Genomic DNA, 19,219 nt, shown 5'->3' with positions numbered 1-19,219 from the left:
TCGGGAATGGCCGATGAGATCGCGCCGGAAGCGGGCACGACGAAGCACACCCCCTGAAAGAGGCGATGTGTTTCCGGCTACGAGAAGCGATTCTGCGCCATCACCCGGGGCTTGCCGCAAGCCCCGGGGTGCGGTATACCTTGGAAAGGGAAAGGAGTGCGTACTCCTTTCCCTTTACTATGCGGTGCGCAGACCCGTGAGCAGGTAGCCGACCACCCGGCGGGCGTCGTAGCGGGGATCCCAGTTCGCGCCGATGCAGAGGTTGCCGACGGCGAGCAGCAGCTCGAACGGCTCGATGCCGGGCCGGATCTCCCCCGCCGCGGCGGCCGCCTCGAGCAGCTCGGCGCAGACCGGCAGCAGGCGGTCCAGGAAGTAGCCGTGCAGGGTCGCGAACGTGGGATCGTCGGACCGGAGCGCCTCGGCCAGCCCGTGCTTGGTGACCAGGAAGTCCACGAAGAGGTCGATCCAGCGGGCCAGGGCGGCGTGCGCGGAACCGCCGGCCGCCAGCAGGGCCGGGCCCGCCTCGGCGCACGCCTCGACCTGATGGCGGTACACCGCGACGACCAGGTCGGCCCGGGTCGGGAAGTGACGGTAGATGGTGCCGACGCCGACCCCGGCCCGCGCCGCGATGTCGCGTACGGGTGCGTCGACGCCGGCCGCGATGAACGCCGCCGCGGCCGCCTCCAGCAGGGTCTTCTCGTTGCGCCGGGCGTCCGCCCGCTTGCGCGGGGCCGCCGCCGTACCGCCCGTGTCCGCCACCGCGCTGTTACCTCCGTCACCCATCTGGCAAAGCGGAACCTTGTTCCGTATCGTCGGTACCGGAACTTCGATCCGCTTACCCATCATGTCACCTGGGAGCAGCCATGAACACCGTTGTCCTCTCGGCCCGCCCTGTCCTGCTGCCGGCCCCGGACCGGGGCGATGACCTGCGCGTACGCGTGACCGCCCCGGCCGGCGGCGGCAAGCTGCCGCTGATCGTCCTCTCGCACGGCTTCGGCGGGTCCCTCGACGGCTACGCCCCGCTGGTCGACCACTGGACCGCGCACGGCTTCGCGGTCGTGCAGCCCACCCACCTCGACTCGCGGACCCTCGGCGTCACCCCCGACGACCCCCGCTACGGCGACATCTGGCGCATCCGGGTCCGGGACCTGACCCGCGTCCTCGACCACCTCGACCTCGTCGAGGCCGCCCTGCCCGGCCTCGCGGGCCGCCTCGACCGCGGCCGCATCGCCGTCGCCGGGCACTCCTGGGGCGCCCAGACCGCGAGCATGCTGCTCGGCGCCCGGGTCCTCGACGCCGGCGGCGTACCCGGCGAGGACCTGACCGACCCGCGGGTCAGGGCCGGCGTGCTGTTCGCCGTGCCCGGCACCGGCGGCGCCGACCTGACGCCCTTCGCCGCCGAGCACTTCGCCTTCATGAACCCCGACTTCACCGGGCTGACCACCCCGACCCTCGTGGTCGCCGGCGACAAGGACCAGTCGGCGCTCAGCGTCCGGGGCCCGGAGTGGTTCACCGACGCGTACACGCTCAGCCCCGGCGCCCGGAGCCTGCTCACCCTGCACGGCGCCGAGCACTCGCTGGGCGGGATCACCGGCTACGCCGTCACGGAGACCACCGACGAGAGCCCCGAGCGGGTCGAGGTGATCCGGCGGGTCAGCACGGCCTTCCTGCGCAGCGCCCTCGACCCCGCGGACCCGTCCTGGCCGGCGGCGGACGCGGGCGGCCTGGGCCGGATCGACTCCAAGTGACCCGGCCCAGCTTCGGCATCATGACGGCGCCCATGCAGGTGGACTACGACGACGTCCTGCGGGTCTGGCGGGAGGCCGACGAGGTCGAGGAGATCGCGCACGCGTGGCTCTTCGACCACCTCATGCCGATCGGCGGCGACCCGGCCGGGCCCGCGTACGAGGGGTGGACCCTGCTGTCGGCGCTCGCCGCGCAGACCCGGCGCCTGCGCGTCGGCCTGCTCGTGACCAGCAACCGGTTCCGCCCGCCGGCGATGCTCGCCAAGATCGCGACGACCGTCGACATCGTCTCCGGCGGGCGCCTCGACTTCGGCATCGGCGCGGGCTCGCGGCCGGACCACCCGCTGGCCCGGCGCGAGTACGAGGCACACGGCCTGCCGTACCACGACTTCGCGCACTCCGTCGGCAGCCTCGACGAGGCGTGCACCGTCATCCGGCGGTTGTGGACGGAGACCGAGCCGTTCGACTTCGACGGGACGTACGTGCGGCTCACCGGCGCCTACGGAAATCCGAAGCCGGTGCAGCGGCCGTACCCTCCGATCGTGATCGGCGGGCGTTCCTCCGCGACGCTGCGGGTGGTGGCCCGGCACGCCGACGTGTGGAACATCCCCGGCGGCGACCTCGAGGACGCCGTGCGCCGCAGCGCGCTGCTGGACCGCTATTGCGCCGAGATCGGGCGCGATCCCGCCGCGATCACCCGCTCGATGCACCTGCAGGTCGCCTACGACCGTCCGCAAGCGACCCGGGACGCGATCCGCGGGGCGCTGGCCGCCGGGTTCCCGCACCTCGTGCTCGGCCTGCCGGCGCCGTACCCGGCCCGGGTCGCGCGGTGGGTCGCCGAGGAGCTCATCGCCCACTAGCATGTGGCAGTTCCGACGGCGGTGGAGACGAGGCGACATGCGGTGGTTCCGGGGCGGGGCGGGCAAACGGCAGGTCGACCACGACCCGGACCGCCGGCAGGCGCTGCTCGACGAGGTGCGCGAACGCTTCGGCGTGCACGTCCCGCAGCGCTTCCCCGAGCAGGCCCGGGCGGTGGCCGAGCTGCTGACCGGTGACGACGGTCTCGCCGTGGCGGCCACGATCCTCCAGCAGTACGCCGACGCCGCGTACGCGGACCTGGTCTCGCAGGTCCGCCCCGGATATCCGCTCGACCGCCGCAACTACCGCCCCTTGTGGTCGGCCGCCGGGTCGCAGCTGCGGTGGCAGCTGTTCGCCCTGCCCGGCGGCTTCCACCCATACGTGCAGGTCGCGGGTGCCGTCGCGGCGGTGGGCGGGCAGGCCCGGCGGATCGTCCGGGTGACCGACCCCCGCCCGCTGCTCTCCCACCTGTTCGAGGTGCTCGACCTGCTCCTCGACGGCTGGGAGTTCGCCCGGGTGCGGGTGGACACGGACGCGGCCTCGCTCGCCGTCACCCTCATCACCGCGGCCCGCGACCTCAACGCGGAGCTGGACGACCCGCCGCCGCTGCCGCCGCCGGTCCGCGAGCTGATGCGCCGCAACCGCACGATCGACGTGTACGCCACCACGGACAACCGCATCGCCGGCACCTTCAACCCGGGCAAGACGATGCGCGAGGCCCTCCTCGCCTGAGCGGGCTCGGGCGATCTTGACGCCGGCCTGACAGTGCGCCTGACATAATCCCGGCGTGCATGGCATGCCGGGACTCCCAGGGGCGGCGCGCGGCGCCGGCCGGGCCGGGCTGCCCTGATGTCGCTCCGCGTGCGGCTCGCCATCGCCTGCTTCGGCGTGGTGACGATGGCCTACGTGATCGACTTCTACGCCGACCTGCTGCCGGTGGCCATGCCGTACTACGTTCCGTGCGCGGACGACATCAACGGCATGGCCTGCCGCATCTCCCGCAAGGTGCCGATCACCGACTTCTACAAGTACGGCCTCATGCTGGCGGCGACGGCGATCGTCCTCCCGCTGATCGTGCGCTGGGTGCTGACCCCGGTGCGCCGCCTCGTGCCGGTCGTCGAGCAGGTCGGCCCGCAGAACCTGGGCTACCGGGTACGCCCGGGGCGCCGCAGCCGCGACGAACTCAAGCGGCTCGGCCGGGCCCTCGACGCGATGATGGACCGCATCGCCTCCGGGTACGAGGGCCAGCGCCGGTTCGCCGCCAACGCCTCCCACGAGCTGCGCACCCCTCTGGCGCTGCAACGCACGCTGATCGAGGTCGGCATGGCCGAACCGCTGACGCCCGAGCAGTCGGCCCTGCTCGCCGGCCAGCTGCTCGCCGCCAACGCCCGCAACGAACGCCTGATCGAGGGCCTGCTCGTGCTCAGCCAGGCGGATCAGGGGCTGGCCGCCCGCACACCCCAGCGCCTGGACCGCATCGTCGCCGACATCCTCGAGACGCACGCACCCGCCGCCGAGGAAGCGGACGTCAAGATCCTCACGTCGCTCTCCCCGCGTACGGTCCCGGGCGAGAAGGTCCTCCTGGAACGCCTCGTCCGCAACCTCGTGCACAACGCGATCAAGTACAACCACCCCGGCGGCACCGTGCGCGTCGCCGTCGGAGCAGCGCCGTCAGTGGCCCTGACCGCCTCGCCGTCCCTCGCCCTGACCGTGGAGAACACCGGCCCGGCGGTGGCGGCCGAGGACGTGGCCCGCCTGTTCGAGCCGTTCACCCGTCTCGCCTCGGACCGCATCGACCACAGCGGCGGCAGCGGACTGGGGCTGGCCATCGCCCGCTCGATCGTCCAGGCCCACGACGGCACCATCACGGCGGTCCCGGCGGACGGCGGCGGCCTGCGCTTCTCGGTGACCCTCCCGCACGCCTGACCCACCCGGCTCCCGCTGGGGCGCCCCGAGGAGACGCCATGGAACTGCGGCACCTGCGGTACTTCGTCGTGCTGGCCCAGGAGGAGAACTTCCACCGCGCGGCCCAGCGGCTCCACGTCTCGCAGTCGCCGCTGAGCCGCCAGATGCAGGCCCTGCAGGCCGAGATCGGGGCGGCGCTGCTCGAACCGCACGGCCGGGGCGTACGGCTGACCCCCGCCGGCCGGCTCTTCGCCCAGCGTGCCGAGGCGATCCTGGCCGCCTCCGACGCGGCCGTCACCGAGGCCCGGCTGATGGGCCAGGGCCGCATCGGCACCATCCCGATCGGCTTCGAGACGGGAACCGCCTACTTCGGGACCCTCGCCGCCATCGTGACCACCGCCCGGCGCCGCGAACCCCGCATCACCCTCGACCTCACCCCGATGAGCAGCGCCGAGCAGTGGGAGGCCCTCCAGGCCGGCACGATCGCCCTCGGCTACGGCCACTACCCGCCGGACGATCCGGACCTGGCCTGGCGGGAGATCAGCCGCGCCCGCATCGGCGTGGTCCTCGCCGGCGACCACCGGCTGGCCGCCCGCCCCGAGCTGACCCTGGCGGACCTCCGCGGCGAACCGGTGCTGCTCCAGCCCCGCCGCCACTACCCCCGGCTGCACGACGACCTGATCGCCGCCGTCCGCGCCCGCGGGCTCGTGCTCGACGTGCTGGCCGAGATCACCGACCTCGAGGCCATCCTGGCCCTGGTCGCCGGCGGCGACGCGGTCACGTTCCTCCCGGAGAACCAGATCCCGATCCTGCTCCTGGGCACGGCCGTCTGGAAGCCCGTGACGGACCTGGACGTGCACCGAGCCGACATCGTCATGTGGCGCCGCCAGGACGAGCGGTCGCCGCTGCTGCGCCCCCTGATCGACATCGTCCGGGAGGTCGCCGAAAGGCCCCGCCATGAACCGGACCACCCGAGCGGCCGTTCCTCCGGTCATGAGCATGGTGGAGACCCAGCGAACCGTCCCGGGATCGGCGAATCTGGCTAAGGCGGCTCGGCTGGAAGGCGTTTTCCGGCAGGAGACGGCGCGGTTGAACAAGGAGCGACGGGACGATTTGAGTACCTCGCGTGATTCCCCGCTCGCCCCTTACGAATATCGGGATCGAGTAGCGCAGCAGGGCTATGCGGACCGCGCCGGGCAGAACGCGGGACTGGCCCGCGCGGCGGCCATATCGTCGGTCTCCCGTCCCTCGCCCGCGGCACCCGCGCGACCGACCGTCCGTGGAAACAGTCCCGCTGCGACGCCCCGCCGCGGCCGGACTCGCTGAGCCTACGCCGTACCGGAAGGCCCTTTCGCCGGTGCGCCCGCCCGGATGAATGCCGGGCGGGCGCACTTCGCCGCGGAGATCCGTCTCAGCGCGGGGTGCCGAAGTCCTGGGTCCACCAGGGACCGCCGTCCGAGTCGCGGACCACACCCACACCGACTTCCCGGTAATCGCAGTTCAAGATGTTCTGCCGATGACCGGGGCTCTCCATGAAGCCGGTGAAGGCCGTGTACGCATCGTGCTTGCCGTACATGGCGATCTCGGGGGTGGGGAAAGCGCCCGGCGCGATGTTCTCGGCGATTGCCGACCAGGTGTAACCGGCCGCGGTGAACCGTTCGCCGAGGCCCTGTTCCCCCGAAAGCTGGTGTTCCAGCTTCTTCCGCCCGGCCATCAGCTGCGAATGTGCACGTGCCGCTACGGTCAGGGCGTCGTTCTTGATGACCGGCCGGCAATTGGCTTTGCCGCGTTCGACGTTGATCAGTTCGATCATGCGATCTTCCAGCGCGGCCTCGCCGGACGGCTTGGGCTGGTCGCCCGGCTTGGGCTGGTCGCCCGGCTTCGGCTGGTCGCCCGGCTTCGGCTGGTCAACCGCGGGCGGCGGATTCCCCGGGCCGGGCTGCGAGGGACCCTGGGACGGCCCCTGAGACGGGACCTGTGCCAGGTTCGAGCCTCCGGAACCCGGGGGTACCAGGCCGGCCGCGGCCGGCTGCGGCCGGCCCGCGTCCCGGTAAGCCACGCCCGCCTCGGTCGCAGTGCCGTCCTCCCGGTACAGGCCGTACGCCTCCGATTTCGCTGCTGCCGTGGCCGGCAGGGACGAATACGCGTAACGCTCCACATACGGCGTCGCGTTCAACTGCTCTGTGGTCTTCGAAAGAAACGTGGCCAGCTGCTTCGCGTCCGGATACCGCGGCTCACCCTTGAAGTTGGTGAGGCCGAACTGAGTGATCCAGATCGGCATGTCATAGCGCTCGTGAACCCTCTCCACATAGGCCATGAGCTGGCCGGCCGCGGCATCGCTGAAATCCGACCCGAACCAGTGCAGGGCGATGAAGTCGACCCGCAGCTTCTTGTTCCGGGCTCCCTTCAGGAAGCGGTCCAGCCAGCCGTCGGATACATCGGCCCCGGCGGAGACCGCCGGGCTGCCGAGGCGCAGCCCGGTCCTCTCGAGACGGGGCCAGAGCTTGAGCGCCCTGTCGACGGTCAGGTGAGCCTGATCCCTGCGATCGGGTTCGTGGAAGCCGAGCAGGGTCTTACTCGACTTCTTCGCGGCCTCGAGCTCGGTGGCGGTCACGGAGCCGGGGCCCCAGATCGTCGCGACGAACTCGGCCTCCGCCGGAATGTCCCGGTTGTCGGACGACCAGTCGTGATACCAACTGGCTCCGATGGCGCGCATACCGTCGGCCGCCCGCGGGAAGGGCCAGGTACTCACGCCCTTCTTCGAATCGGCCTGCGCGGTCTTCGGAACCGGCAGGGTCCATGACTGGGTCTGGACCGCTGCGCATTTCCAGATCTGCAGGGCCACGCCGTCGCGACCACCCTCATGGGCATCCAGACACTTGCCCGAGCCCGTGTTGATCAGCTGCCCGTTGGCGAACCGCCACCGCCGCGCATCCGTACCGTCGCAATCGAGCAACTGCACAGCCGTGCCGTCGCCCGACGACCCGCCCGCGACACCGAGACACTTGCCCAGGGCACGAACCTCTCCCTGCCGCTGATCGATCTCCCAGCGCTGCCGGTCGGAACCGTTGCAATCCCCGAGCCGGACCGCCGCCACACCGGTGCTCCCCGGCTCTGCGACGTCGGCACACATACCGGCCGCCCCGATGATGGCGGCATCGTTGCGGGCCGGTCCGGTCTCCGCCCCGGCGTCGGGCATGGCACCCACCCCTGCTGCGATCACCGCCCCGACGGCCCCTAGAACGGCGACACCGCGTGCCGTCCGGTTCCTTCGCAAGTCCTGCCAGGCACTCACCATTTGCCTCCGTATCCCGCAGTGGCCACACCCGAGCCGGCAGGCGACAGGTGCGCGCGGGAGTAACGGACAACACAAGGCCCGGGTTCACGTCCAGCCCGCGACCTGTGACGGTTCGCGGTCGGCCGGGCCCACGTAGTCCGCGGACGGGCGGATGATCTTTCCGAGCCGTTTCTGTTCGAGGATGTGGGCGCTCCAGCCCGCCGTACGCGCGCACACGAACAGCGGCGTGAACAGGTCGGCCGGCACGCCCGCGAAGTCGAGGACGATGGCGGCCCAGAATTCGACGTTGGTCTCGAGGACGCGGTCCGGCTTGCGGTCGCGGAGTTCGGCCAGCGCCGCGTTCTCCAGGGCCAGCGCCACCTCGTAGCGCGGGGCGCCGAGTTCCTTGGCCGCGGCGCGCAGGATGCGGGCCCGGGGGTCCTCCGCGCGGTACACAGCGTGTCCGAAACCCATCAGGCGGCGACCGCCGTCGAGGACGCTCCTGACGTACCCGCGGGGGTCGCCGTCGCGTTCGACGGCCTCGACCATGCCGAGGGCGCGGGACGGCGCGCCGCCGTGCAGCGGCCCGGACATCGAGGCCACCGCGCCGGAGAGGGCCGCGGCGACGTCGGCGCCGGTGCTCGCGATGACGCGGGCGGTGAACGTGGAGGCGTTCATGCCGTGCTCGGCCGCACAGATCCAGTAGCGGTCGATCGCCTCGGCGTGGCGCGGGTCCGGGTCGCCCTGCCAGGTGATCAGGAAGCGTTCGGCGGCGGTCCGGCCCTCGTCGACGCGCCGCCGCGGCACCGGTGGCAGGTCGCCGCGGGCGCCCTGCGCCACGAACGACAGCATCGCGGCCGCCGTGCGGGCCAGGTCGTCGCGCGCCTGCGGCTGGTCGATATCGATCAGCGGGCGGAGTTTCCCGTACGCCCCCAGCATCGCCGTCGCCGCCTGGAGGTCCACCCGCGGGTCGCCGGAGCGCACGGGCAGCGCCGGCGCCTCCACGGGGGCGAGCGGGCGCTCGAAGTCGCCGTCGACGAGCAGCGCCCACACGTCGGCGAAGGTCGCGCCGCCGATCAGCTTCTCCACATCGATGCCGCGGTAGCGCAGCGCGCCGCCGTCACGGTCGGGTTCGGCGATCTCGGTGTCGAAGGCGACGACGCCGGCGAGGCCGGGCTTCACGTTCATCATGGGCCCACTGTCCGGCCCGGCGAATCCAGTTGTCAATGTTGATTCAGTCAACATGAGAAGATGACCACATGGGCGAGGACCGGTTGCTGACCACGGACGAGGTCGCGATGCACCTCGGGGTCAAGAAGGCGACCGTCTACGCGTACGTGAGCAGGGGTCTGCTGAGCAGCAGGCGCCACGCCGGGGGCAAGGAGAGCCTGTTCAGCGAGGCCGACGTCCGGGCGTTCGGGGCGCAGCGGCGCAGGGGGGCCACCGACTCGCCGGCCATCCACACCGGCATCACGCTCATCACCGGCGACACGCTGTACTACCGCGGCCTCGACGCGGCCGGCCTGGCCCGCCGGGAGCCGTTCGAGGCCGTCGCCACCCTGCTGTGGACCGGCGAGCTGCGGCCCGTGCCGTTCGCCGGCGACCCGGAGCTGCGCGCGCTCGCCGAGGCCGTGATCGCGCCGCTGCCCGCGGACGCCCGGCTCGCCGATCTGCTCCGGGTCGTCGTGGCCGCCGCCGGCTCGGCCGACCGGCTGCGCTTCGACACGACGCCCGCCGCGGTGACCGCGACCGGCCGGACCATCGTGTCCACCATGGTCGGCGCGCTGCCGGTCCGGTCGGGCGAGACGGCGCCCGGACCGTTCCCGCTCGCCGCCGAGCTGTGGCGCCGGCTCACCGCCGAGGCGCCGGCCCCCGAGCGGATCGGCGCGCTCAACGCCGCCCTGGTGCTGCTCGCCGATCACGATCTGGCCGCCTCCACGTACGCGGCCCGGGTCGCGGCCTCCACGCGGGCGCATCCGTACGCGGTGGTCGGCGCCGGGCTCGCCGCGCTCGACGGGCCCCTGCACGGCGCGGCGAGCGGGCTCGTCGTCGAGATGCTCGCCGAGGCGGTACGCACCGGCGACGCCGTCGGCACCGTCTCGCGTCAGCTGCGCGCGGGCGGCGGCGTACCCGGCTTCGGCCATCCGCTCTATCCCGGCGGCGACCCCCGCGCCGCCGCCCTGCTCGCGCTCGTGACCGCCCTCCCGGCCGGCCCGGGCGTCCTGGCGGCGATCGGCGAGGTCGCCGCGGCGATGGCCTCGCGGGCCGCCGCGGCGCCCGACATCGACTATGCGCTGGCGGCGTTGACGCTGGTCACCGGCATGCGGCCGGACGCCGGCGAGGCGATCTTCGCGATCGCGCGGACGGCCGGCTGGCTGGCGCACGCCATCGAGGAGTACGGCGACGAGCCCAGCCGGTTCCGCCCCCACGGCCGGTACGCCGGCCGCCTCCCGCGCGCCTGAGCGCCCGCCGCCGCGCCGTCCGGCCGGGCAGCGCCGCCGCGTCCGTGACCAGCACCCGTTGACGAACTGGTCACATATCTGAAACCTTGAATACCCACTCCTGCAAGAAGTTCGCAGAGGGACGAAATTTCTGCTCCTGCTTCTGCAACTTCCCGTCCTTCTCCCCCTGCACGGATCCGCTCTGTCGTCCCCCGAACAGAACAGAGGGCACCCATGACCCCCAGGTCCAGACGCCGCCTCCTCGGCGGCCTGCTCGCCGCCACCCTCGTCGCGGCCGGCCTCACCGCCGGCCCCGCCCACGCCGCCGGGGGCCCCAACCTCGCGGCCGGGAAGACGGCCACCGCGAGCGGCGCCCACGGCGAATACCCGGCCCGCAACGTCACCGACGGCAACGCCCAGTCGTACTGGGAGAGCCCCACGAACGCCTTCCCGCAGTGGATCCAGGTCGACCTGGGCAGCGGCGTCAGCATCGACCAGGTGGTGCTCAAGCTGCCGCCGGCCGCCGCGTGGGCCACCCGTACGCAGACCCTCAGCGTGCAGGGCAGCACCGACGGCAGCAGCTTCAGCACGCTGTCCGGCTCCGCCGGACGGGTCTTCGACCCGGCCTCCGGCAACACGGTGACCATCGGATTCACCGCGGCGACGGTGCGCTACGTGCGGGCGACCATCACCGCCAACACCGGCTGGACCGCGGGACAACTGTCCGAGTTCGAGGTCTACGGCACCGCCGGCGGCCCCGATCCCGACCCGGACCCGGACCCCGACCCGCCGGTGGGCGGGAACCTCGCGGTGGGCAAGCCGATCGAGGCGAACTCGTCCACGTTCACCTTCGTGGCCGCCAACGCCAACGACGACAACACCGGCACGTACTGGGAGTCGGCGGGCTACCCCGGGACCCTGACCGTACGGCTCGGCGCCAACGCCGACGTGACCGGCGTGGTGGTCAAGCTGAACCCCGACCCGGTGTGGGGCCCGCGTACCCAGAACATCCAGGTCCTCGGCCGTGAGCAGGCCGCGACCGGGTTCACCTCGCTCAAGGCCCGCGCGGACTACGCCTTCCACCCGTCGGGCAACCGCAACACCGTCACGATCCCGGTCACCGGCCGCGTCGCCGACGTGCAGCTCCAGGTGTTCGCCAACTCCGGCGCACCCGGCGGCCAGGTCGCCGAGTTCCAGGTGCTCGGCCAGTACGCGCCGAACCCCGACCTGGTCGTCACCGGGCTGACGTGGTCGCCCGCGACGCCCGACGAGACGACGCCGGTGACGGTGGCCGCGACCGTGCAGAACCGCGGCACCGCGGCGGCCCCGGCCAGCTCGCTCAACGTCAGTGTCGGCGGCACCGTCGCCGGCACCGCGGCGGTCGGCGCCCTCGCCGCCGGCGCCTCGACCACCGTGCAGGTCAACGCCGGACGGCGCGGGCAGGGCAGCTACGCCGTCTCGGCGGTCGTCGACCCGTCCAACACGGTGCCCGAGCAGAACAACGACAACAACAGCTTCACCTCACCCACCCAGCTGGTCGTCGCCCAGGCGCCCGGCCCCGACCTGCAGGTTCTGAGCGTCACGACGAACCCGCCCAACCCCGCCGCCGGCGCGGCGGTCAGCTTCTCGGTGGCCGTCAACAACCGCGGCACCAGCGCGGCAGCGGCCAGCGTGACCCGGGTCAGCGTCGGCGGCACGACGCTGAACACCAACACCCCGCAGATCGCCGCCGGCGCCACCGCCACCGTGGCGATCTCCGGCACCTGGACGGCCACCGCGGGCGGGGCCACGGTCACCGCCACCGCCGACGCGACCGGCGTCGTGGCCGAGACCAACGAGGACAACAACGCGCTGACCAGGTCGATCGTGGTCGGGCGCGGCGCCGCGGTGCCGTACGTCGAGTACGAGGCCGAGGCCGCCCGATACCAGGGCACGCTGCTGACCGCCGACCCGCTGCGCACGTTCTCGCACACGAACTTCGCCACCGAGTCGTCCGGCCGCCAGTCGGTGCGGCTCACCGGCACCGGCCAGTTCGTCGAGTTCACCTCCACGAACCAGGCCAACTCCATCGTGGTCCGCAACTCCGTGCCGGACGCGCCGGGCGGCGGCGGCCAGGACCACACCATCAGCCTCTACATCAACGACGCGTTCGTGCAGAAGCTGACGCTGTCGTCGCGCAACAGCTGGCTCTACGGCACCAGCGACGACACCGAGTCGCTGTCCAACACGCCGTCGGCCGACGCGCGCCGGCTCTTCGACGAGTCGCACGCGCTGCTGGCCCAGTCGTACCCGGCCGGCACCCGGTTCAAGCTCCAGCGGGACGCGGCCGACAGCGCGGCGTACCAGATCATCGACCTGATCGACCTGGAGCAGGTGGCCCCGGCGCCGACCGCCGTGCCCGCCGGCTGCACGTCGATCACCGCGTACGGTGCGGTCCCGAACGACGGCAACGACGACACCGCGGCGATCCAGCGGGCGGTGACCGACGACGAGAACGGGGTCATCGGCTGCGTCTGGATCCCGGCCGGCCAGTGGCGCCAGGAGCAGAAGATCCTCACCCCGGACCCGGCGCGCGGCCAGTACAACCAGAAGGGCATCCGCAACGTCGTCGTCCGCGGCGCCGGCATGTGGCACACCCAGCTCTACTCGAACACCCAGCCGCAGAACGTGGTCGGCAACATCAACCACCCGCACGAGGGCAACGTCGGCTTCGACATCGACGACAACACCCAGATCTCGGACCTCGCCATCTTCGGCAACACGCAGAACCGTTCCTACCGCGGCCACGGCCTCAACGGGCGCTTCGGCAAGAACACGAAGATCAGCAACGTCTGGATCGAGCACGTCAACGTCGGCGCCTGGGTGGGTCGCGACTACTCCGACACGCCCGCCTACTGGAACCCGGGCGACGGCCTCGAGTTCTCCGGCATGCGCATCCGCAACACGTTCGCCGACGGCATCAACTTCAGCAACGGCACCCGCAACTCGCGCGTCTTCAACTCCTCGTTCCGCAACACGGGCGACGACGCGCTCGCCGTGTGGGCCAACCCGCGGGTCAAGGACACGTCGGTGGACGTGGCCTCCAACAACCGGTTCCTCAACAACACGATCCAGCTGCCGTGGCGGGCCAACGGCATCGCCGTCTACGGCGGGTTCGGCAACAACGTCGAGAACAACCTGGTCTACGACACCATGACGTACCCGGGCATCATGATCGCCACCGACCACGACCCGCTCCCGTTCAGCGGCACCACGCTGGTCGCCAACAACGGCCTCTACCGCGACGGCGGCGCCTTCTGGAACGAGGACCAGGAGTTCGGCGCGATCACGCTCTTCCCCAAGACCTCGGACATCACCGGGGTCACGATCCGCGACACCGAGATCGTCGACTCCACCTTCGACGGCATCCAGTTCAAGAACGGCGGCGGCGCCATGCCGAACGTCGCGATCACCAACGTACGCATCGACAAGTCCAACAACGGCGCCGGGATCCTGGCGATGGGCGGGGCACGCGGCAGCGCGAACCTGTCCAACGTGACGATCACGAACTCGGCCGACGGGAACATCGTGATCCAGCCCGGATCCACGTTCACCATCGCCGGCAGCTGACCGTCCCGCCCGGGTGGCGCCTCCGGCTTCCGGCCGGGGGCGTCACCCGTGGCCGACCGTCCCCATCGGGTCGCGCTCCCGGCTTCCGGCCGGGGCGCCACCCGTGGCGGACCGTCCCGCGTCACCCGTTGCGGCGGGAACCGCCGAGGGCGGCCGGCGGGCGCACCACCAGGTACGACAGCCCGGCGGCCACGAGCAGCAGCACGGGCACCAGCCAGACCCACACGCTCGCGTCGTCCGCCGGTTCCTCGCTCGCCGCGGCCGGCTGCCCCGCGACGGCGAGCAACTCCGGCTGCGGCCCCTCCACCGGCGGCTGCCAGCCCGCCGGCACCGGCGTCGACCCTCCGGTGTACGAGAACCGCAGCTCCCCTTTGACCTGATCCCCGTCCGAGGCGACCGTGTGGTAGCGCACCACGTAGTCCCCGGGCGCCGGCCAGTGCATGACCCTGACCTTGACCGGGAAGCCGGTGGGATACAGCTGCGGCGCCCAGGTGCCGTCGGTCAGCTGGTATTCGCGCACGGGCGTGGCCAGCCGGACCGGCTCCGCGTTCGACCAACCGCCGTCGACCCGGTCCCCGGTGGGCGCGGTCACGGTGAAGTACGCGTACGGTGCGGGCTTCTCGGTGAAGGTCAGCGAGACCGCCTCGATCGGCTCGCTCACGACGGCGTCCGCGGCCGGAACCGTGACGACCAGGCCCCCGTGGGCCGACGCGCGCCCGGGTGCCACGACGGCCCCGGCCAGCACCCCGGCGAGCAGAACGGCGAAACCGCGGCGCACCATGGCCGAAGGCTAACCGCTGCCGCTCACCTTGGACAGACTCCGGGCGCTCAGCGGAACGGCACGGCCACGTCGCAGATCACGTCCTCGGGGCCGGTCGCGTCCAGGTCCGCGCCGTATCCGTAGACCTCGCGCGCCGCGGCCGTCACCGTGTGGCCGTGCTCGCGGACCCAGCGGTGCGCCGCGTCGTACACCGACAGGATCTGCGGCGGCTCGAAGTGGCCCCGGCGCACCGGGACGTACGCCTCGCGGTGGGCCGGCTCCGTGCGTACGGAAGCCTCCGGCCGGACCGGCACGCAGACCTCGACCGGGCCCGGGGCGTCCTCGGTCACGTCGCCGTGGAAGACCACGAAGCGCGGGCCCGTCGCACCGCCCGAGCGAGCGGCCAGTTCGGTGAGCCGGTCGGTCGCCTCCCGGATCCACCGCAGCTCCGCGGCGGTGACGTACCGCAGCTCGGTGACGATGTGCTGCTCGGGCACGTCGCGGACGGAGACCGGCCAGGTGCCGCCCGGGGCCGGCGCCGGCGTCTCGGCGGCGAGGCTGCGCACCAGGCGGTCGGCGAGCTCCCGCTGGGCGGCGAGCCGGCGCTCCACTCCCGTCCAGTACCCGGCGAGAAGCTCCGCCGCCTCCGGGGCGGCGGCGCCGACGATCTCGGTGATCTCGGACAGCGGCATGTCGAGCCGGCGCAGCAGCGCGATCAACCGGCCGGCGTAGAGCTGGCCGCCCGTGTACCGCCGGTAGCCGGTCGCGGCGACCACCTCCGCCGGGCGCAGCAGGCCGATCCGGTCGTAGAGCCGGAGCGCCCGGACCGACAGCCCGGACCGGCGGGCGAACTCCCCGATGGTCAGCAGCCCGGCGCCACCCATGATCGCCTCCCGTCCCGGCGACGACCGCGCGCCGCCGGAGTCAGCCTGCAGTCTCCCCCAAGGTCAGGGTCAAGCGGGCCGTCACAGGTCGCGCCGGCCGAAGGCGAGGGCCGTCAGGGTCAGCACCAGCATCGTCCACACGCCTGTCCAGGCCAGATAGGTCACCGTGAGCGGCGCCATGCTGAGGAACGGCGACTCCTCCACGCCCGTACCCACCTGCAACAGCAGCGCCGGATCCTGGAACGAGTTCATGGCGCCGCGCCACAGCCCGTCGGTCGGCAGCAGCATCCTCGACACCGTACCGACCTGCGCCATGCTCTCGTTGCCGAGCGCGTCGCCGACCGAGCCGACCACGCCCGCGATCCACGTCGCGCCGAACAGGCCGACCGCCACGATGCCCGACGCCATCGGCGAGATCGCGGTCGACAGCAGCAGCCCCAGGGTGAGCAGCACCGTCGTCTGCAACGCCAGCAGGGCCAGCCCGGTCAGCGGCTTCGGCGGCCAGTAGCCGACGGTCACCCGCACGATGACGAACTGGGCGAACCCGGCCACGACGACGAACCCGCCACCGAACACGACCAGGCCCAGCCACTTGCCGGCCAGCACCGCCCAGCGGCGGACCGGACGGGCCAGCACCGCCAGCGCGCTGCCCGACTCGATCTCCCCGGCCACGGTCGGGCCGGCGAGGAAGGCCGTACCCAGCGCGGCGATCAGGCTCAACCCGAACATCACCAGGTTGAGCACGATCGACCCGGCCGCCTTCGCCTCGCCGGAGGTCAGCCCGCCGAACTCGGCGTCCAGCCGGGCGAACCCCCACGCGCTCAGCGCGAGCAACAGGAGGGTCAGCACCGCCAGGGACCGCAAGACCCGCCGGCGTCCGGCTTCCTGCAGGGTCAGGGCGGCAACGATCCATACGGTACGCGCGGTCATCGATGCTCCTCGCCGGATCCGGTACGCAGAATGTCCAGCAGCCGTTCCTCGAGGCTGATCCTGGTGGGCTCGACCGCGTGCACGCGCACCCCGAGGGCGACCAGGTCGGCCACCAGCCCGGGCACGGCGCCGGGGTCAGGGTCGGGGTCGGCGGCCAGCGCGACGGTGAACACCTCCCCGGGATCACCGTCCCGGGCCCGGGTCCACGCGCCGGCCTCCGCCAGCCGCGCCTCCGCCCGCGCCCGCACCCCCTCGAGCCGCAACCGCAGCTCCCGCCGCCCGAGCAGCTCCGCCAGGGTTCCCGAGGCCGCCACCCGGCCCCGGTCCAGGATCACGACCCGATCGCAGACCCGTTCCACCTCACCGATCAGGTGCGAGTTCAGCAGCACCGCGACCCCGCGCTCCTTGAGAGCGAGCAACAGATCCCGTACGTCGGCACGCCCGAGCGGATCCAGGGCGCTGGTCGGCTCGTCCAGCACCACGAGCTCCGGGCGGGCGACGAGCGCGACGGCCAGCCCCAGCCGCTGCTGCATGCCCTTCGAGAAGCCGCCCACCCGGTCGCCGGCCCGGTCCGCGAGACCCACACCGGCCAGGCATTCGCGCTGGTCGGCGGCGGAGACGGCGGTGCCGGAGAGGCGTACGTGCAACCGGAGCACCTCGGCGGCGGTCAGCCAGGGCTGATAGCGGAAGAGCTCCGGCAGGTAGCCGGCGCGGGCGCGGGACTGCGGGTCCCCGGCGGGCCGCCCGAGCAGCAGCACCTCGCCGGCGTCCGGCCGGACGAGCCCGAGCAGGATCTTGATCACGCTCGTCTTCCCGGCGCCGTTCGGGCCGAGCAGCCCGACCACCTCGCCCCGGCCGACGGTGAACGAGACGCCGTCGACCGCGGTCCGCCGCCGGTAACGCTTGCGCAGCCCGGAACACCACACGGCGGGCGCCGGCGGCAGCTCCGAGAGCAGCCGCTCCGCGGCGGCCAGGCTCTCCCCGGCCGGGCCGGTCATCGGTGCCACCGCAGGCCGCGGGCCACCGTCAGCACCTCGTCACCGCTCAGCGAGCCGGCGACCGCGGTGACGACGCCGTCGTTCACCCAGACCACGGCGGCCATCACGCCGTCCCGCGAGGCGAGCACCGTGGCCGGCGTCCCGTTGACGTCCGCCTGCCTGCTCGTCAGATGCTCGACGGACATGAACAGCGGCAGCGTCGTCCCGTCACCGGAGAACGCGCGCAGCTGCGACGCCACGTTCGGCGGCAGGATCGGCAGCGACAGCAGGTAGTCCCGCGCGGTCGCGAAGGGAATGCCCTCCGAGTACGCCTTCGGCGCGACCAGGCGGCCGACCACCATCGCCGGCACCGGGCGCCCCGCCGACCAGACCGCGGCCACGCCGGGCCCCGCCACCAGCCGGAACCGGCTCCCGTCGAGCCTCGCGGGCGGCGGCGGCAGCGACTCCCCGGCCGCGGCGGCGGTCCGCGCGGCCGTCTCCGCCTCGTACGTGAACACCGCCGTCGCCCGGTTCGCGACGTGGTACTCCGGCTCCCCGGACACCCCCCGCGGCAGCTCCGTCACCCGCGGGATCGTCAGCCCGGCCGCCTCCTCCGCGGCGGCGGGGCCGCTCACCCGCCGTACGCTCACCCTCTCGGTCACGTCGAGCCGGCCGAACGCGGACAGCTCCGGCAGCTTCACCAGATCGGCCTCCGGCGCGGTGACCGGGGTGATCTGCTCGGCCCGGAAGATCGGCAGCCAGTCGGTGGCGGCCGCGGCACCGGCCCCGGCGAGCAGCGCGACCACCCCGGCGACGGCGACCACCGGGCTGCGCAGCGCGGCCCGCCAGCGCCGCCGGTCCGGGTAGGCGGCGCGCTCCCCCACGGACGCCCGCCCGGGGCGTTCTCCCGCGGACGCCTGCCCGGGGTGCTCCCCCGCGTCGAGGGCCTGCGACAGGCGGGCCCATCCGCGGTCCACGTCCGGCGCGGCACCCGTCCCGGGCGCCGCGTCGGTGATCGCCGGGTTCTCCCAGGCCAGGGCCGCGGTCATGAGTGCCGCGTCCTCCCGGGCGGCGGCCAGACCGGCCAGGCACGCCGGGCAGCCCGCCACGTGTTCGCGGTCGGCCTGGGAGACGCCCGCCGGATCGTCCACGAGCCGGCGCACAATGCCGTCAGTCGGATGACGCATGACGGTTCAACTCCTTGCGTAGGGCGGACTCGGCACGGCGCACGGTGGTGCCCACGCTGCCGGGGGAAAGATCGAGGGCGGCGGCGACCTCCGCGTAGCTGAGGCCGCTGTGCCGCAGAACGAGGGCGACGGCCTGCTTGCGGGGCAGCCGGGCCAGCGCCGCGCGGACCCGCCGGCGCTCGTCGAGCGTCACGACCGCGTCGGCGACATCCCCGGCCACGGCGTCCGCGTCACCGGCGAACTCCTCCCGCGCCACCCGCCGCCGGCCGGACCGGAGATGGTTGAGGGCGGTGTGCGCGGCGGCGACGGACAGCCAGCCGGTCGCCTCGGCCGCCGGCACCGACGAGCGCCCGAAGGTGAGAAACACCTCCTGCGCGACGTCCTCGGCCTCGTCCCGCGAGCCCAGCACGCGGGCGGCGACCCCGACGACCCGCGGATACGCCCCCCGGAACACCATCTCCAGGTCGGGACGCACGCCCCCGCGCCCGGGCAGAGCCGTCACCGCACCGCCGTCCTTCCACCCGGCCCGCACCGCACCGCCGTCCTTCCACCCGGCCCGCACCGCACCCGGCACGGACAGCACCGCCGCCGGTCCGGGGCCCGGGGGTCCCGCGAGCTCGACTTGTTCCTCCATATCTTCAGAGCA

General features: G+C 73.0%; 16 protein-coding genes. 7 read left to right on the top strand and 9 right to left on the bottom strand.

Features of this window, described 5'->3' with window-relative positions:
* Positions 1-177: 177 nt before the first annotated feature.
* Positions 178-783 (bottom strand): TetR/AcrR family transcriptional regulator, encoded by a 606-nt coding sequence (locus tag CLV70_RS32675; RefSeq protein ID WP_106130481.1) that lies wholly within the window; start codon positions 781-783, stop codon positions 178-180.
* Between the two features lie 80 nt (positions 784-863).
* On the opposite strand from CLV70_RS32675, the gene CLV70_RS32670 reads away from it, so the two are divergent.
* The 5 genes from CLV70_RS32670 (at position 864) to CLV70_RS32650 (ending at position 5,554) form a co-directional block, all read left to right on the top strand.
* On the top strand, positions 864-1,748 hold the full coding sequence (locus CLV70_RS32670; protein WP_106130480.1) for an alpha/beta hydrolase family protein: 885 nt from the start codon (positions 864-866) through the stop codon (positions 1,746-1,748).
* Between the two features lie 20 nt (positions 1,749-1,768).
* On the top strand, positions 1,769-2,605 hold the full coding sequence (locus CLV70_RS32665) for an LLM class flavin-dependent oxidoreductase (RefSeq protein WP_106130496.1): 837 nt from the start codon (positions 1,769-1,771) through the stop codon (positions 2,603-2,605).
* Between the two features lie 37 nt (positions 2,606-2,642).
* Positions 2,643-3,335 (top strand): hypothetical protein, encoded by a 693-nt coding sequence (locus CLV70_RS32660; RefSeq protein WP_106130479.1) that lies wholly within the window; start codon positions 2,643-2,645, stop codon positions 3,333-3,335.
* A gap of 117 nt (positions 3,336-3,452) precedes the next feature.
* Complete coding sequence (locus CLV70_RS32655; protein ID WP_106130478.1) at positions 3,453-4,529, top strand: sensor histidine kinase; 1,077 nt, start codon at positions 3,453-3,455, stop codon at positions 4,527-4,529.
* 38 nt (positions 4,530-4,567) lie between these two features.
* The gene (locus CLV70_RS32650) at positions 4,568-5,554 is read left to right on the top strand and encodes a LysR family transcriptional regulator (RefSeq protein ID WP_106130477.1); all 987 of its coding nucleotides are present in this window, start codon (positions 4,568-4,570) and stop codon (positions 5,552-5,554) included.
* A 365-nt stretch (positions 5,555-5,919) separates the two neighbouring features.
* Here the strand turns inward: CLV70_RS32650 and CLV70_RS32645 are convergent, their stop codons facing one another.
* Positions 5,920-7,707: a glycosyl hydrolase gene (locus tag CLV70_RS32645; RefSeq protein WP_146164246.1), complete on the bottom strand. Its 1,788-nt coding sequence runs from the start codon at positions 7,705-7,707 to the stop codon at positions 5,920-5,922.
* A 183-nt stretch (positions 7,708-7,890) separates the two neighbouring features.
* Entirely contained in the window at positions 7,891-8,976 is a 1,086-nt protein-coding gene (locus tag CLV70_RS32640; protein WP_106130475.1) for a citrate synthase 2, read from the bottom strand.
* Between the two features lie 68 nt (positions 8,977-9,044).
* Between CLV70_RS32640 and CLV70_RS32635 the strand changes: the two genes are divergently transcribed.
* Positions 9,045-10,247, top strand: coding sequence for a citrate synthase (locus tag CLV70_RS32635; protein ID WP_106130474.1), 1,203 nt, complete (start codon positions 9,045-9,047; stop codon positions 10,245-10,247).
* Positions 10,248-10,460: 213 nt separating this feature from the next.
* Complete coding sequence (locus CLV70_RS32630; RefSeq protein ID WP_106130473.1) at positions 10,461-13,835, top strand: CARDB domain-containing protein; 3,375 nt, start codon at positions 10,461-10,463, stop codon at positions 13,833-13,835.
* Between the two features lie 121 nt (positions 13,836-13,956).
* On the opposite strand, the gene CLV70_RS32625 is transcribed toward CLV70_RS32630, so the two are convergent.
* The 6 genes from CLV70_RS32625 to CLV70_RS32600 all read right to left on the bottom strand — a co-directional run bounded on the left by CLV70_RS32625 (position 13,957) and on the right by CLV70_RS32600 (position 19,207).
* Positions 13,957-14,616 carry a copper resistance CopC family protein gene (locus tag CLV70_RS32625; protein ID WP_106130472.1) on the bottom strand — a complete coding sequence of 220 codons (660 nt, stop codon included), beginning with the start codon at positions 14,614-14,616 and terminating at the stop codon, positions 13,957-13,959.
* A 47-nt stretch (positions 14,617-14,663) separates the two neighbouring features.
* The gene (locus CLV70_RS32620) at positions 14,664-15,479 is read right to left on the bottom strand and encodes a MerR family transcriptional regulator (RefSeq protein WP_106130471.1); all 816 of its coding nucleotides are present in this window, start codon (positions 15,477-15,479) and stop codon (positions 14,664-14,666) included.
* Positions 15,480-15,560: 81 nt separating this feature from the next.
* Entirely contained in the window at positions 15,561-16,409 is an 849-nt protein-coding gene (locus CLV70_RS32615) for an ABC transporter permease subunit (protein WP_106130470.1), read from the bottom strand.
* Positions 16,406-17,407: an ABC transporter ATP-binding protein gene (locus CLV70_RS32610; RefSeq protein ID WP_106130469.1), complete on the bottom strand. Its 1,002-nt coding sequence runs from the start codon at positions 17,405-17,407 to the stop codon at positions 16,406-16,408. Before CLV70_RS32610 ends, CLV70_RS32615 begins: the two co-directional genes overlap by 4 nt.
* Positions 17,404-18,573: a hypothetical protein gene (locus CLV70_RS32605; RefSeq protein WP_106130468.1), complete on the bottom strand. Its 1,170-nt coding sequence runs from the start codon at positions 18,571-18,573 to the stop codon at positions 17,404-17,406. The genes CLV70_RS32610 and CLV70_RS32605 overlap by 4 nt, the downstream gene beginning before the upstream one ends.
* Positions 18,557-19,207 carry a sigma-70 family RNA polymerase sigma factor gene (locus tag CLV70_RS32600; RefSeq protein ID WP_211303979.1) on the bottom strand — a complete coding sequence of 217 codons (651 nt, stop codon included), beginning with the start codon at positions 19,205-19,207 and terminating at the stop codon, positions 18,557-18,559. Before CLV70_RS32600 ends, CLV70_RS32605 begins: the two co-directional genes overlap by 17 nt.
* Positions 19,208-19,219 lie beyond the last annotated feature (12 nt).

This window comes from Pseudosporangium ferrugineum (genome assembly GCF_003002065.1).
GTDB classification, from domain to species: Bacteria; Actinomycetota; Actinomycetes; order Mycobacteriales; family Micromonosporaceae; genus Actinoplanes; species Actinoplanes ferrugineus_A.
The sequence above is the reverse complement of the archived record's forward strand: the minus strand, read 5'-3'. Positions and strand labels throughout refer to the sequence as shown.